This window comes from Streptomyces sp. NPDC058758, assembly GCF_042746075.1.
Lineage (GTDB): Bacteria > Actinomycetota > Actinomycetes > Streptomycetales > Streptomycetaceae > Streptomyces.
Window position 1 is genome coordinate 153,764 of the sequence record NZ_JBHYPS010000011.1, and the last position, 13,404, is coordinate 167,167.

The window sequence follows — 13,404 nt, forward strand, 5'->3', positions numbered from 1 at the left end:
GCTACTTCTCCTGCTTCTCGTCGACACCGGTAGCGGCGTCGCTCATGTTGTCCTTCTCGTCGGCTCCCAGCGAGCCGGCGAGTTCCTGCAGTGCCGCCCAACGGATGTCGGTGGCGTCGTGGTGGTGGTCGGGGTGGTCGTTCAGGTTGATTCCGCAGTCGGAACACAGACCCGCACAGTCCTCCCGGCACACCGGCTGCATGGGCAGCGCGAGTACCACTGCGTCACGCAGCACGGGTTCGAGGTCGAACATGCCGTCCTCGAGGGGGATCATGCTCTCGTCTTCATCGTCCTCGTCGTCCGCGACCGCTTTGACGCGGCCCCGGTCGTCGGATTCGGGGTACGAGAACATCTCCTGGAAATCCGCGTCGAGCTCCAGCTCGACGGGCTCCAGACACCTTACGCACTCCCCCTCGGCCGACGCACGGGCGGTGCCTGTGACAAGCACCCCTTCCATGACGGACTCGAGTCGGAGTTCGATCTCCACCGGAGCGCCCTCGGGCACTCCGACGACCCCGGCGACACCGAGATCGGCGGGCGCGTCGACCGTGCGGGAGATCCGCTGGAGGGCACCGGGACGCCGCCCCAGCTCGTGCGTGTCGAACACGAGGGGGTTGCGGTGGTCGAGGCGCGTGCTCAGGGTTCTTCCTGCTTTCGGATCGTTCGCGTGGCAAGTTCACGGGGGCTGCCGCTTGCGGGCAGCGGGGATCGCGGGCATACACGCGACCGAAGAGCCAGGATACTGGACGCTCCGCCCAGGGCCCAATCGGCCCCCGCTCCGGCTACTGCCGGCCCTGCTCGTAGCGGCGCAGCTGCTCCAGGTCGATCATGCTCGTGTCGAAGAAGCTGGTCTCGTCGAGCGCGGCCGGCTGGGGCTGGACCTGGGGCTGCTGCCCGTAGCCGTACGGGTCCTGCTGCGGGTAGCCGTAGGGGTCGGCCTGCTGCGGCTGCTGGTACGCGTAGGGGTCCTGCTGCGGGTAGCCGTACGGGTCGACCTGCTGGGGCTGCTGGTAGCCGTAGGGGTCCTGCTGGGCCGGGATCTGCGCGGCGACGGGCGCGGGGGCGGCGGCGGGCGCGGCCGGCTCCGGGTCGGCGAGCTCCGCGAGGCCGGCGAGGTAGTCGGCGTCGCTGGTGTGCACGGCGTGGCCGAGGCCGTCCTGGGCGGCCATGTGCTCGCCGAGGTCGTCGGTGGCGATGCGGCCGTGCAGCTTCTGCCGGCCGCGGCCGACGGCCTCCAGGGTCTTGGAGAGGACCGCCTCGAAGGCGCCCAGCTTGGCGTCCACGTACTCGTCGGCGCGCGCGATCAGGGTCTGCGGGTCCGCGCTGTACTCGGGGGCGTCCTCGTCGGCGTAGCCGTGCTCGTCCAGGCCCGGGCCGCGGCCGAGCAGCTTCTCGCGGCCGCGGTCGACGGAGCCGATGGTCTTGTTGAGGACGACCTCGAAGTTGGCGAGCTTGGAGTCGACGTACTCGTCGGCCTCGGCCCGGACCTCCTCGGCCTCCCGGCGGGCCTCGGAGAGGATCCGGTCGGCCTCCTCCTGGGACTGCCGGGCGATCTGGGTGTCGGAGACGATCGTGCCGCGCTCGGCGTGGGCGGCCTCGATGATCCGCTCGGCCTCCCGGCGGGCCTGCTCGACCATCTGCTCGCGCCCGCCGATGAGCTCCTGGGCCTGGGCGAGGGAGTTCGGCAGGGCGTCCCGCACCTCCTCGAGGAGGGCGAGGAGCTCGGCGCGGTTGACCACGCAGGAGGCCGACATGGGCATCGAGCGGGCGCCTTGTACGGTCGCGACGATCTCGTCGAGCTTCTTCTGCACGTCCACCGGGTGCTCGCCACTCTCTACAGCTGGATGGAGACGGACGGGACGACTGTAAGGGCAGTCGCGGCCCGTCCGACACCAGGTGACGGAACGTCAGCGGCGGTGGCCGCGCGTCACGTGCGGCGGAGCCGCTCGGTCAGCCGGCCGAGGACCGGCGCGGGCACCAGGTGGGAGACGTCGCCGCCCCAGGCCGCGACCTCCTTGACCAGCGAGGACGAGAGGAAGCTGTACGTCGGGTTGGTGGGCACGAACAGCGTCTCGACGCCCGACAGGCCGATGTTCATCTGGGCCATCTGGAGCTCGTAGTCGAAGTCGCTGACCGCGCGCAGGCCCTTGACGATGGCGGGGATGTCCCGCTGCTTGCAGAAGTCGACGAGCAGGCCGTGGAAGGACTCCACCTCGACGTTGCCGAAGTCCGCGGTGACCTCGCGGATCAGCTCGATCCGCTCGTCGACCGTGAACAGGCCCTTCTTGGACTGGTTGATCATCACCGCGACGTGCACGACGTCGTACAGCTTGGAGGCGCGGGCGATGATGTCGAGATGTCCGTTGGTGATGGGGTCGAACGACCCCGGGCAGACGGCGCGGCGCACCCTGGTTCCCTCGCTCTCCGGTCCGGTCATCGTGCGTCTTCGCACGTAGAGGCGGCGCGACCGTACCAAAACGTTCCCTCGCCGTAGCGACGGGACCGCAGTGGTTCGAAGCCGTCCGGCCAGCCGAAGGCGCCGCCTCGGGTGCTGCGCTCCACGGTGACGACGGCATCCTCGCTCAGCCAGCCCCCCGAGCGCAGTGTGAGGAGGATCTCCCGCAGCTCGTCGTCCGGGACCGCGTAGGGCGGGTCGAGGAAGACCAGGTCGTACGGCTCGGCGGGGGCCGGTCCTGTGACGATCTGCTCGGCCCTGCCGGTGCGGGCCTCGGCGCCGGGCAGGCCGAGGGCGCGCACGTTCTCCCGGACGGTGCGCGAGGCGCGGGCGTCGGCCTCGACGAGCAGCGCGTGGACGGCGCCGCGGGAGAGCGCCTCCAGGCCGACGGCGCCGGAGCCGGCGTACAGGTCGGCGACCCGGGCCCCCTCGATGCCGTGGAGCGCCTCCCAGGTGGAGAAGAGGCCCTCGCGCGCCCGGTCGGAGGTGGGGCGGGTGCCGTTGCCCGGGGGCACGGCCAGGCGCCGCCCGCCGGCGGTGCCGGCGATCACGCGGGTCATCGGTTTCCTCGTCCTGCGTCGTCCAGTGCGTACGCCCCAGGATATGGCCGTACGGGCCGGGGGCCCGGTCAGCCCTTCTCCAGGTACTCCTCCCGCTCCTCGCTCAGCAGGGCGTCCAGGGCGGTGCGCAGCCCCGGGTGGGCCTCCAGGTCCGGGTCGGCGAGGACGAGGGCGGTGGCCTCCTCGCGGGCGGCGGCGATGACCTCCTCGTCCTCGATGACGGCGAGGACCCGGAGGGAGGAGCGGACGCCGGACTGGGCCTGGCCGAGGACGTCGCCCTCGCGGCGCTGTTCGAGGTCGATGCGGGAGAGCTCGAAGCCGTCGAGGGTCGAGGCGACGGCGCCGAGCCGGCGGCGGGCGGGGCTCGCCTCGGGCATCTCGGTGACGAGGAGGCAGAGTCCGGGGGCGGAGCCTCGGCCGACCCGGCCGCGGAGCTGGTGGAGCTGGGAGACGCCGAAGCGGTCGGCGTCCATGATCACCATGGCGGTGGCGTTGGGCACGTTGACGCCGACCTCGATGACGGTGGTGGCGACGAGGACGTCGAGCTCGCCGGCGGCGAAGCGGCGCATGACGTCGTCCTTGTCGTCGGGGTGCATGCGCCCGTGCAGGACGGCGATCCGGAGGCCGGCGAGGGGGCCCGCGCCGAGCTTCCCGGCGACGTCGAGGACGGCGAGCGGGGGCCGCTTCTCGGCCTCGTCCTCGGCGGAGGGCTTGCGCCTGGCGGTCTTCTTCCGGTCCTCCTCGTCCCCGATGCGGGGGCAGACCACGTACGCCTGGTGGCCCTTGGCGACCTCCTCGCGGACCCGCTCCCAGGCGCGGGTGAGGAAGTGCGGCTTGTCGGCGGCGGGGACGACGTGGCTGGCGATCGGGGAGCGGCCGGCGGGGAGCTGGTCGAGGACGGAGGTCTCCAGGTCGCCGAAGACGGTCATGGCGACCGTCCTGGGGATCGGCGTGGCGGTCATGACCAGCAGGTGCGGCGGCTGCTTGCCCTTGCCCCGGAGGGCGTCGCGCTGTTCGACGCCGAAGCGGTGCTGCTCGTCGACGACGACGAGGCCGAGGTCGTGGAACTTGACCTTGTCCTCGATGAGCGCGTGGGTGCCGATGACGATCCCGGCCTCGCCGGTGGCCAGGTCGAGCAGCGCCTGCCGGCGGGCGGGGGTGCCCATGGAGCCGGTGAGCAGCACGACCTTGGTGGCCCGCTCGGCCCCGCCGAGCATCCCGCCCTCGGCCAGCTCGCCCATCATCTCGGTGACCGACCGGTGGTGCTGCTGGGCGAGGACCTCGGTGGGGGCGAGCATCGCGGCCTGCCCCCCGGCGTCGACGACGGCGAGCATGGCGCGGAGCGCGACCATGGTCTTGCCCGAGCCGACCTCGCCCTGGAGGAGGCGGTGCATGGGGTGGTCGGTGGCGAGGTCGTCGAAGATCTCGCGGGAGACCTTGTTCTGGCCGTCGGTGAGGGTGAAGGGGAGCTTGGCGTCGAAGGCGGTGAGGAGGCCGTCGGCGGCGGGGCGGCGGGGGACGGCGGGGAGCTGGGTGTCGGCGTGGCGGCGGCGGGCGAGGGCGACCTGGAGGACGAAGGCCTCGTCCCACTTGAGCCGGTCGCGGGCGGCGGCGACGTCCGCCTGGGTGCGGGGGTGGTGGATCAGGCGGAGGGCGTCGGGGAGTTCGGCGAGGCCGCGGCCCTCGCGCAGGGCGGGCGGCAGCGGGTCGACGACGTCGGCGGGGGTGGTGGTCCGCAGGACCGTGTCGACGGCCTTGGCGATCTTCCAGGACTCCAGCTTGGTGGTGGCCGGGTAGATCGGGATGAGGGCGCCGGCCCAGGTGTCCACCGCCGCGTCGCCGTCGCCGCGCAGGAGTTCGTAGGCGGGGTGGGCGAGCTGGAGGCGGCGGTTGAAGAGCGAGACCTTGCCGGAGAACATCGCGCGGGTGCCGGGGACCAGGTCGTGGTGCGGCTTGTGGACCCCCTTGCCGAAGAAGACCAGCTGGAGGCGGCCGTAGCCGTCGGTGATGGTCACTTCGAGGCGCTGGTTGCGGCCCTTGGGGCCGTTGAAGGTGTGCACCCGGGCGTCGGCGACCTGGGCGACGACCGTGACGTGCTCGTCGAGCGGCAGGTCGGAGAGGGTGGTCAGCTCCCCCCGCTCGGTGTACCGCCGGGGGTAGTGGTGCAGGAGGTCGCCCACCGTGTGCAGGTCGAGGGCCTCGGCCATGACCTTGGCGGTGGCGGGGCCGAGGGACTTCTTGAGGGGTTCGTCGAGCGCGGGCACGCGTCCCATTGCACACCACGGCGCCGACAGCCGGGGCGGGGCCCGTGGGCGACCCGCCGGTCGGGACCCGGCTACTCGACGCCGATGAGGAGCGGCGGGGCGCCTTCGCCCGCGTGGTACGTGACGGTGTCGACGGCGAGGTAGCCGCGCCGGACGTGGGTCTCCAGGGTGGCGGCGAGGCCGGGCGGGGTGCCGTCGGCGACGACGAGGGTGACGAGTTCGCCGCCGGCCTGGAGCATCCGGTCGAGGACCGTGCGGGCGGTGTCGGTGAGGTCCTGGCCGATGACGGCGACGTCGCCCTCGATGAGGCCGAGGACGTCGCCGGCCTGGCAGACGCCTGCGCTGGTGAAGGACTGGCGCTCGGCGACGGCGAGTTCGGCGTAGCGGGTGGCTCCGGCGGCGGCGGTCATGGCGACGACGTCCTCGTCGAAGCTGCGGTCGGGTTCGTGGACGGCGAGGGCGGCGATGCCCTGGACGGCGGCCCGGGTGGGGATGAGGGCGACCCGGATGCCCTCGGCGCGGGCCCGTTCGGCGGCGTTCGCGGCGGCGGCCCGCAGGTCGGTGTCGTTGGGCAGGAGGACCACCTCGCGCGCGTGGGCGCGGCGGACGGCGGCGAGGAGGTCGTCTCCGGCGGGCGGTTCGCCGGGCCGGGCCTGGACGGTGGTGGCGCCGGCCTCGGCGCAGAGCCCGGCGAGGCCTTCGCCGGGGAGGACGGCGACGACGGCCCGGTGGGCGCGTTCGCCGCGCGCGGGGGCGGGCGCCGCGTCCGCGCGGCCGGCCTCCGGCGCGGGGGCGGTGCTCGCGAAGTGGGTGATGCGGATCCGGTGGGGGCGGCCCGCCTCGATCCCGGCCTCGACGGCGGCGCCCGCGTCGTCGACGTGGACGTGGACGTTCCAGAGCCCGTCGCCGCCGACGACGACGAGGGAGTCGCCGAGGGCGTCCAGCCGGGCCTTGAGGAGTTCGACGGCGGCGTCCTCGGCCTCCAGGAGGTAGAGGACCTCGTAGCCGGGCCCCTCGCCGCCGGGCCCGCAGCCCTCCTCCGTGCCGACGGGGGGCGGGGCGGGGGCGGGGGACGGCGGCAGGGCTTCCGGTGCCCGTCCGGTCACCGTCTCCACCAGCGCGCCGAGGACGGCCACCAGGCCCTGTCCCCCCGCGTCCACGACCCCGGCGCGGCCCAGCACGGCCAGCTGGTCCGGGGTGGCCTCCAGGGCCGCCCTGGCCCCCTCGTGGGCCCTCCTGGCCACGTCGGGGAGGGTGCCGCCGTCCGCGCAGCCGGTCGCGGCGGCGGTGGCGACGGTGAGGATGGTGCCCTCCTGGGGGTGGGCGACGGCCTCGCGCGCGGCGCGGGCGGCGGCGGCGAGGGCGCGGGCCAGGTGGTCGCCGTCGGCGCCCTCGGCGAGCACGCCGGCCATGCCGCGGAGCAGCTGGGAGAGGATGGTGCCGGAGTTGCCGCGGGCTCCGAGGAGCGCGCCGTGGGCCATGGCCCTGGCGGCGTCCGCGGTGTCGGGGGCAGAGGCGCCGGAGGCTCCGGGGGCGGCGAAGACGGCCTCGACGGCCCGGTGGGCGGCGTCGGCGGTCAGGTACAGGTTGGTGCCGGTGTCGCCGTCGGCGACGGGGAAGACGTTGATGGCGTCGATCGCGGCCCGTTCCCGTCCGAGGGCCTCGGCCGTCCGCGCGCTCCAGGCCCGGACCGCCTCGGCGTCGAGGACGAGACGCTCGTCACTCCGGACGGCGGGGTCGAAGGGCTGCGGGGCTCGCGACAACGGGGGTCCTCCTTCGGCGGTGAAGCTCACCGCAGGGTAGACCGGGGCCTTCTGGATCCGGGGGCCGGGACGGGGTCGGACCGGACCGTGGTAGTTTCGTTCCACCGGAGCAGTCGTTGTATGCTGCTTCGGTTGCCCGGCACTCGCCGGGCCATCCCCGGCAAGCCACTTCAGACTCCTGATTCCGGTGCGCCGGATCTCACTGTAAATCTGAAGTCTTTGGAGTGACCCGTGGCTGCCAACTGCGACGTCTGCGGCAAGGGGCCGGGCTTCGGCAACAACATTTCGCACTCGCACCGCCGTACGTCTCGTCGCTGGAACCCGAACATCCAGCGTGTGCGTGCCGTGGTCGGTCGGACGCCGAAGCGGCTCAACGTCTGCACCTCGTGCATCAAGGCCGGCAAGGTCTCGCGCTAATCGCGACGTTTCCGAGTCGTAGCGCAGCCCCTGCGGTTGCCTTGAAAGGCCGGTCCACCTCGGTGGACCGGCCTTTCGCCTTGCCCGCGTGACGGGGGGCGGGTCCGGCCTCGGGGGCCGGGCCCGCCCTTCGCCGTGTCAGCGGCGCGCCTCCCATCCGTGGTCCACGGGCCCGATGCCCTCCCCCAGGGCGAAGCCCGCGGCGAGCGCGCCGGTCACGTACGCCTTCGCCTCCCGTACGGCCTGCGGCACGGGCAGTCCCTTGGCGAGGCCCGAGGCGACCGCCGAGGCGAGGGTGCAGCCGGTGCCGTGGGTGTGCCGGTTGTCGTACCGGGGGGCGCGCAGCCAGTGCTCCTCGGTGCCGTCGGTGAGGAGGTCGACGGCCTCGGCGGCGCCCCCGGGCAGGTGGCCGCCCTTGACGAGCGCCCAGCGCGGTCCGTACCCGAGGATCGCGTCGGCGGCCCGGCGCATCCCGTCCTCGTCCTCGACCTCGATGCCGGTGAGCTGGGTCACCTCGTCCAGGTTGGGGGTGGCGACGGTCGCGGTCGGCAGCAGCCGTTTCCGTACGGATTCCAGGGCGGAGGCCGCGAGCAGCGGGTCGCCGTGCTTGGAGACGCCGACCGGGTCGACGACCACGGGCGCGTCGGTGCCCGCGAGGAGTTCGGCGACGGTCTCGACGAGCGGGGCGGTGGCGAGCATGCCGGTCTTGACGGCGTGGACGCCGATGTCGTCGGCGACGGCCCGGTACTGGGCGCGGACCGCCTCCTCGGGGAGTTCCCAGACGCCGTGGACCCCGCGCGAGTTCTGGGCGGTGACGGCGGTGACCACGCTCATGCCGTGGACGCCGAGGGCGAGCATGGTCTTGAGGTCGGCCTGGATGCCGGCGCCGCCGCCGGAGTCGGATCCGGCGACGGTGAGCACCAGGGGCGGCGGGGCGGTCACTCGGTCTCCCCGAAGTGGTCCCAGCCGCCGACGCTGTGCCAGGGGGCGCCGTCGACGGTCACCTGGGGCAGCGCGGAGGGGGCGATGACCTCTCCGATGACCTTCCAGCGGGCGGGGAGCTTCACGTCCGGGGGGAAGGTGGCGACGATGGCGTGGTCCTCGCCTCCGGTGAGGACCCACTGGAGGGGGTCGACGCCGACGGCCTGGCCGATGTCGTGCATCTGGCCGGGGATGTCGATGAGTCCGGAGCGCAGGTCGATGCGGACGTTGCTGGCCTCGGCGATGTGGCCGAGGTCGGCGATGAGGCCGTCGCTGACGTCGCACATGGCGGTGGCGCCGAGCCCGGCGGCGGCCGGACCCGCGTGGTAGGGCGGTTCGGGGCGGCGGTGGGCCTCGACGAAGGCGCGCGGGGAGCGGAAGCCGCGGGAGAGGACCGCGTAGCCGGCGGCGGACCAGCCGAGCCAGCCGGTGTAGGCGACGACGTCGCCTGGCTGGGCGCCGCCCCGGGTGACCGGGTCGGCGTTGCGGAGGTCGCCGAGGGCGGTGATGGAGACCATGATCGTGTCGCCGCGGACGACGTCCCCGCCGACCACCGCGGCGCCCGCGACCTGACATTCGTCGCGCAGCCCGTCCATGAGTTCCGTGGGCCAGGTGACCGGGAGTTCGGCGGGGACGACGAGGCCGAGGAGGAGCGCGGTGGGGACCGCGCCCATGGCCGCGATGTCGGCGAGGTTCTGTGCGGCGGCCTTGCGGCCGACGTCGTAGGCCGTCGACCAGTCGCGGCGGAAGTGACGTCCTTCGAGCAGGATGTCCGTGCTGGCCACCACGCGCCGGTCCGGGGCGGAGACCACGGCGGCGTCGTCGCCGGGCCCGATCCGTACCGCCGGGGTGGAGGTGAGCCGGGACGTGAGCTCCTTGATGAGCCCGAACTCGCCCAGTTCTCCGACTGTGCCCTTCACCGCGTCTCACCTCGTGTCGTCGTGCCGGCCTGGGGTCGGCGGAGCGCCTGTGCGCGCCGCGGGTCGCGGGCCGTCACCGTGCTGGGTACCGTCAAGTTGACCGTCAACTTCTGTCCTGTGTACGCCACACCCCGGGCGCCCCGGAAGGCGCGGGTCTCCCCGCGGCCAACGGCGACGCGGTACCGTGGCGTCTCTTTCTCCCACAAGATCCTCGTGGCCGCCCTGGAGGTTCCGTGGTACAGGCGTACATCCTGATTCAGACCGAGGTGGGCAAGGCGTCGACCGTCGCCGACACCATCTCCAAGATCCCGGGGGTGATCCAGGCAGAGGACGTGACCGGTCCGTACGACGTGATCGTGCGGGCGCAGGCCGACACGGTCGACGAGCTCGGCCGCATGGTGGTCGCGAAGGTCCAGCAAGTGGACGGCATCACGCGCACCCTGACCTGCCCGGTCGTCCATCTGTAGCCCCCGTCTACCCTTGGCCGGTGACCTCTTCCCACCGGCCTCTCGGCCTGCCCGCCTCGGTCGCCGTCCTGCTGCTGGCCGTCACCGGCTGTTCCACCGGCGCCGGGGCGCCGGTACCGGTGCCGACGCCGCCCGCGGCGGAGGCGGCGCTCTGCCGTGCGCTGGCGAAGGAGCTCCCGGACACCGTGGCGGGGCAGGAGCGGAGCGATCCGTCCCCCGACTCGGAGCTGACCGCCGGGTGGGGTGACGGAGCGATCGTACTGCGCTGCGGGGTCCCCCGGCCCGAAAAGATGAGCGATCCCCAGGCGCGGGGCGTCTCGGCCGAGAACGTCCGCTGGATGCTGGAGCAGCCGGAGGCCGGCGGGCCCCGTTTCACCTCGGTGTACCGGAAGACGTACGTCGAGGTCGCCCTGGACGAGCGGTACGCCCACGACATCGCGCCGCTGGTCGACCTGGCCGCTCCGGTGGACCGCGCGGTGCCGTGCGCCCTGGAGCCCGAGTGCCGTTAGGCCGTGCCGCGGGCCCGGTCTCCCCGGCCGGGCCCCGGGGGCGCTAGCGCAGGCCCGTGGAGCGGGTCAGCGCGGCCTGGACGAGCCGGTCGACCAGCTCGGGGTAGCTCACGCCGCTCTCCTGCCACATGCGGGGGTACATGGAGATCGGGGTGAAGCCGGGCATGGTGTTGATCTCGTTGATGACGAAGTCGCCGTCCTCCGTGAGGAAGAAGTCGGCGCGGACCAGGCCCTCGCAGGAGACGGCGTCGTAGGCGGCGACCGCCAGGCGCTGGATCTCGGCGGTGGCCTCGTCGCCGATCGGCGCGGGCACGATGCCGGAGGCCGAGTCGATGTACTTGGCCTCGAAGTCGTAGAAGTCGTGGTCGGTGACCGGCGGGATCTCGGCGGGCACGCTGGCGCGCGGGCCGTCCTCGAACTCCAGGACGCCGCACTCGATCTCGCGGCCGCGCACCAGCGCCTCCACGATGATCTTCGGGTCGTGGCGGCGGGCCTCCTCGACGGCCTCGTCGAGGCCGGAGAGGTCGTCGACCTTGGTGATGCCGACGGAGGAGCCGCCCCGGGCCGGCTTCACGAAGAGCGGCCAGCCGTGATCGGCGGCGAACTCGACGATCTTCTTGCGGGCCTCGGCCGGGTTGCGGTCCCACTCGCGGGGCCGGATCACCTCGTACGGGCCGACGGGCAGGCCGTAGGAGACGAAGACCCGCTTCATGTACTCCTTGTCCTGGCCGACGGCGGAGGCGAGGACGCCCGCGCCGACGTACGGGATGCCGGAGAGCTCCAGGAGGCCCTGGAGGGTGCCGTCCTCGCCGTAGGGGCCGTGGAGCACGGGGAAGACGACGTCGACCTCGCCGAGGGCCTTCGGCAGGGAGCCGGGCTCGTGGAGGACGGCCTCGCGGTCCGCCGGGTCGACCGGGAGGACCACGCCGCCGGTCTCCGACTCGGCGAGCTGGTCGACGTCCGGCAGGGAGCGCTCGGAGATCGCCATCCGCTCGGGGGCGTCGGCGGTCAGCGCCCAGCGCCCCTCCCGGGTGATGCCGATGGGCAGCACGTCGTACTTGGTCCGGTCGATCGCCCTGAGGACGGCGCCGGCGGTGACGACGGAGATGGCGTGCTCGGAGCTGCGTCCGCCGAAGACGACGGCCACGCGCGGCTTGCGGGGGCTCTGGGTGTTCTCGCTCATATCGCGTTGAGCGTACCTTGCGGTGTCCGAACTCCTGAGCGCCCCGCGTGGCGTCCCGCCCGTCCGGACCAGCGGTGTCGGTCCGGGGCGGGACGGTTCAGCGCCGTTCGGGCTTGGCGCTGCGCGACATCAGTTCCTTGAGGGCGACCGTCGGCGGCTTGCCGTCGTGGACGATGGAGACGACGGTCTCGGTGATGGGCATGTCGACGCCGTGCCGGCGGCCCAGGTCGAGCACCGACTCGCAGGACTTGACGCCCTCCGCCGTCTGCCTGGTGGCCGCGACGGCCTCCTGGAGGGTCATCCCGCGGCCGAGGTTGGTGCCGAAGGTGTTGTTCCGGGAGAGCGGCGAGGAGCAGGTGGCGACGAGGTCGCCGAGGCCCGCGAGGCCGGAGAAGGTGAGCGGGTCGGCGCCCATGGCGAGGCCGAGGCGGGTGGTCTCGGCGAGGCCGCGGGTGATGAGGGTGGCCTTGGAGTTGTCGCCGAGGCCCATGCCGTTGGCGATGCCGACGGCGAGGCCGATGACGTTCTTCACCGCGCCGCCGAGTTCGCAGCCGACGACGTCGGTGTTGGTGTACGGGCGGAAGTACGGGGTCATGCAGGCGGCCTGGAGCCGCTGGGCGACCGTCTCGTCGACGCAGGCGGCGACGGCGGCGGCGGGCTGCCGGGCGGCGATCTCGCGGGCCAGGTTGGGGCCGGTGAGGACGGCCACGCGCTCGGCGGGGACGCCGGCGACCTCGGTGATGACCTCGCTCATCCGCTTGGCGGTGCCGAGTTCGATGCCCTTCATGAGGGAGACGAAGACGGTGTCGGGGCCGAGTTTCGGCGCCCAGGCGGCGAGGTTCTCGCGCAGCGTCTGGGAGGGGACGGCGAGGACGGCGAAGTCGGCCCCCTCGGCGGCCTCGGCCGCGTCGGCGGTGGCCGTGACGCCCCGGGGGAGTTCGACGCCGGGCAGGTAGTCCGGGTTGGTGCGGGTGGTGTTGATGGTCTCGGCGAGCGCGGGACGGCGGCCCCAGAGGCTCACCTCGCAGCCGGCGTCGGCCATCACCATGGCGAAGGCGGTGCCCCAGGACCCGTTCCCGAAGACGGCGGCCCTGGTCACTTGGCACCCCCTTCGGCCGCCTTGCGGCGCTGGGCCTGGCGGGCCCGGCGCGGGTCGTACGGCTCGGCGGGGGCCCGCTCGCCGCGGACCTCCTCCAGGAGGGCGGTGATGGCGGCCATGATCGTCTCGGTGGCCTCGCGCAGCACCTCGGGGGTGGGCTCCAGGCCGTCGAAGCGGGAGAGGTCGACCGGCGGGCCGGCCTGCACGATGAGCGTCTTGCGGGGGAAGAGCCGGAACTTGTCGGTCTTGGCGTACGGCGGCATCGCGAGGTTGGCGCCCCATTGGGCCACCGGGATGACCGGCGCCTTGGTGAGCAGCGCGACGCGGGCGGCGCCGGTCTTGCCGGGCATGGGCCACATGTCGGGGTCGCGGGTGAGGGTGCCCTCGGGGTAGAAGGCGACGCACTCGCCCCGCTCGATGGCGTCCACGGCGGCGCGGAAGGCGTCCAGGGCGTTCGCGGTCTCGCGGTAGACGGGGATCTGGCCGGTGTTGCGGAGCATGGTGCCGACGAATCCGGCCTTGAAGAGGCCGGCCTTGGCCAGGAAGCGGGGCACGCGGCCGGTGTTGTACTGGTAGTGCGCGTAGGAGAGCGGGTCCAGGTACGAGTTGTGGTTGACCGCCGTGATGAAGCCGCCCTCGGCCGGAATGTGCTCCGTGCCGCGCCAGTCCCGCTTGAACAGAACCACCAGGGGGGGTTTGGCGATGACCGCCGCGAGGCGGTACCAGAAGCCGATTCTGCGGCGGGGCACTCGGGGCACCTTTCTCCGGGTCTTGCTGGCAGGGGGT

At 73.3% G+C, this 13,404-nt stretch carries 14 protein-coding genes; 3 read left to right on the top strand and 11 right to left on the bottom strand.

The annotated features are described in order from the left end of the window. Window position 1 precedes the first annotated feature (1 nt). The 6 genes from ACFW6A_RS16530 to ACFW6A_RS16555 all read right to left on the bottom strand — a co-directional run bounded on the left by ACFW6A_RS16530 (window position 2) and on the right by ACFW6A_RS16555 (window position 7,042). The gene (locus ACFW6A_RS16530; RefSeq protein WP_351843478.1) at window positions 2–640 is read right to left on the bottom strand and encodes a DUF177 domain-containing protein; all 639 of its coding nucleotides are present in this window, start codon (window positions 638–640) and stop codon (window positions 2–4) included. 142 nt (window positions 641–782) lie between these two features. Beyond that, the gene (locus tag ACFW6A_RS16535) at window positions 783–1,817 is read right to left on the bottom strand and encodes an ATP synthase F0 subunit B (protein WP_351843420.1); all 1,035 of its coding nucleotides are present in this window, start codon (window positions 1,815–1,817) and stop codon (window positions 783–785) included. A 110-nt stretch (window positions 1,818–1,927) separates the two neighbouring features. Next, the gene (coaD, locus tag ACFW6A_RS16540; RefSeq protein WP_351843480.1) at window positions 1,928–2,407 is read right to left on the bottom strand and encodes a pantetheine-phosphate adenylyltransferase; all 480 of its coding nucleotides are present in this window, start codon (window positions 2,405–2,407) and stop codon (window positions 1,928–1,930) included. A 26-nt stretch (window positions 2,408–2,433) separates the two neighbouring features. Next, window positions 2,434–3,015, bottom strand: coding sequence for a 16S rRNA (guanine(966)-N(2))-methyltransferase RsmD (gene rsmD / locus ACFW6A_RS16545; RefSeq protein ID WP_351843422.1), 582 nt, complete (start codon window positions 3,013–3,015; stop codon window positions 2,434–2,436). Window positions 3,016–3,083: 68 nt separating this feature from the next. Continuing rightward, window positions 3,084–5,288 carry an ATP-dependent DNA helicase RecG gene (gene recG, locus ACFW6A_RS16550; protein WP_351843424.1) on the bottom strand — a complete coding sequence of 735 codons (2,205 nt, stop codon included), beginning with the start codon at window positions 5,286–5,288 and terminating at the stop codon, window positions 3,084–3,086. Between the two features lie 62 nt (window positions 5,289–5,350). After that, on the bottom strand, window positions 5,351–7,042 hold the full coding sequence (locus tag ACFW6A_RS16555; protein ID WP_386641179.1) for a DAK2 domain-containing protein: 1,692 nt from the start codon (window positions 7,040–7,042) through the stop codon (window positions 5,351–5,353). Between the two features lie 231 nt (window positions 7,043–7,273). On the opposite strand from ACFW6A_RS16555, the gene rpmB reads away from it, so the two are divergent. Beyond that, window positions 7,274–7,459 (top strand): 50S ribosomal protein L28, encoded by a 186-nt coding sequence (rpmB, locus tag ACFW6A_RS16560; RefSeq protein WP_003957616.1) that lies wholly within the window; start codon window positions 7,274–7,276, stop codon window positions 7,457–7,459. A gap of 138 nt (window positions 7,460–7,597) precedes the next feature. On the opposite strand, the gene thiD is transcribed toward rpmB, so the two are convergent. Beyond that, entirely contained in the window at window positions 7,598–8,401 is an 804-nt protein-coding gene (gene thiD, locus ACFW6A_RS16565; protein ID WP_351843428.1) for a bifunctional hydroxymethylpyrimidine kinase/phosphomethylpyrimidine kinase, read from the bottom strand. Beyond that, window positions 8,398–9,360 (bottom strand): thiamine-phosphate kinase, encoded by a 963-nt coding sequence (locus ACFW6A_RS16570; RefSeq protein ID WP_043229333.1) that lies wholly within the window; start codon window positions 9,358–9,360, stop codon window positions 8,398–8,400. Before ACFW6A_RS16570 ends, thiD begins: the two co-directional genes overlap by 4 nt. Window positions 9,361–9,593: 233 nt before the next feature. Here ACFW6A_RS16570 and ACFW6A_RS16575 point away from each other — a divergent pair, with 233 nt between their 5' ends. Together ACFW6A_RS16575 and ACFW6A_RS16580 are read left to right on the top strand one after the other, a co-directional pair. Further along, on the top strand, window positions 9,594–9,827 hold the full coding sequence (locus ACFW6A_RS16575; protein ID WP_017947604.1) for an Lrp/AsnC family transcriptional regulator: 234 nt from the start codon (window positions 9,594–9,596) through the stop codon (window positions 9,825–9,827). 20 nt (window positions 9,828–9,847) lie between these two features. Beyond that, window positions 9,848–10,336 carry a DUF3515 domain-containing protein gene (locus ACFW6A_RS16580; protein ID WP_351843430.1) on the top strand — a complete coding sequence of 163 codons (489 nt, stop codon included), beginning with the start codon at window positions 9,848–9,850 and terminating at the stop codon, window positions 10,334–10,336. Between the two features lie 43 nt (window positions 10,337–10,379). Here ACFW6A_RS16580 and ACFW6A_RS16585 read toward each other — a convergent pair whose 3' ends face one another. The 3 genes from ACFW6A_RS16585 to ACFW6A_RS16595 all read right to left on the bottom strand — a co-directional run bounded on the left by ACFW6A_RS16585 (window position 10,380) and on the right by ACFW6A_RS16595 (window position 13,367). Then, complete coding sequence (locus ACFW6A_RS16585; protein WP_351843432.1) at window positions 10,380–11,519, bottom strand: D-alanine--D-alanine ligase family protein; 1,140 nt, start codon at window positions 11,517–11,519, stop codon at window positions 10,380–10,382. A gap of 97 nt (window positions 11,520–11,616) precedes the next feature. Next, complete coding sequence (locus tag ACFW6A_RS16590; protein WP_351843434.1) at window positions 11,617–12,618, bottom strand: NAD(P)H-dependent glycerol-3-phosphate dehydrogenase; 1,002 nt, start codon at window positions 12,616–12,618, stop codon at window positions 11,617–11,619. Further along, window positions 12,615–13,367, bottom strand: coding sequence for a lysophospholipid acyltransferase family protein (locus tag ACFW6A_RS16595; RefSeq protein WP_351843436.1), 753 nt, complete (start codon window positions 13,365–13,367; stop codon window positions 12,615–12,617). Before ACFW6A_RS16595 ends, ACFW6A_RS16590 begins: the two co-directional genes overlap by 4 nt. Window positions 13,368–13,404: the final 37 nt, after the last annotated feature.

What these genes read in the sequence shown, in the direction of transcription:
- rsmD (WP_351843422.1), bottom strand. Translation starts at nt 3,015, where the DNA reads ATGACCCGCGTGATCGCCGGCACCGCCGGCGGGCGGCGCCTGGCCGTG.
- recG (WP_351843424.1), bottom strand. Translation starts at nt 5,288, where the DNA reads ATGGGACGCGTGCCCGCGCTCGACGAACCCCTCAAGAAGTCCCTCGGC.
- ACFW6A_RS16585 (WP_351843432.1), bottom strand. Translation starts at nt 11,519, where the DNA reads ATGAGCGAGAACACCCAGAGCCCCCGCAAGCCGCGCGTGGCCGTCGTC.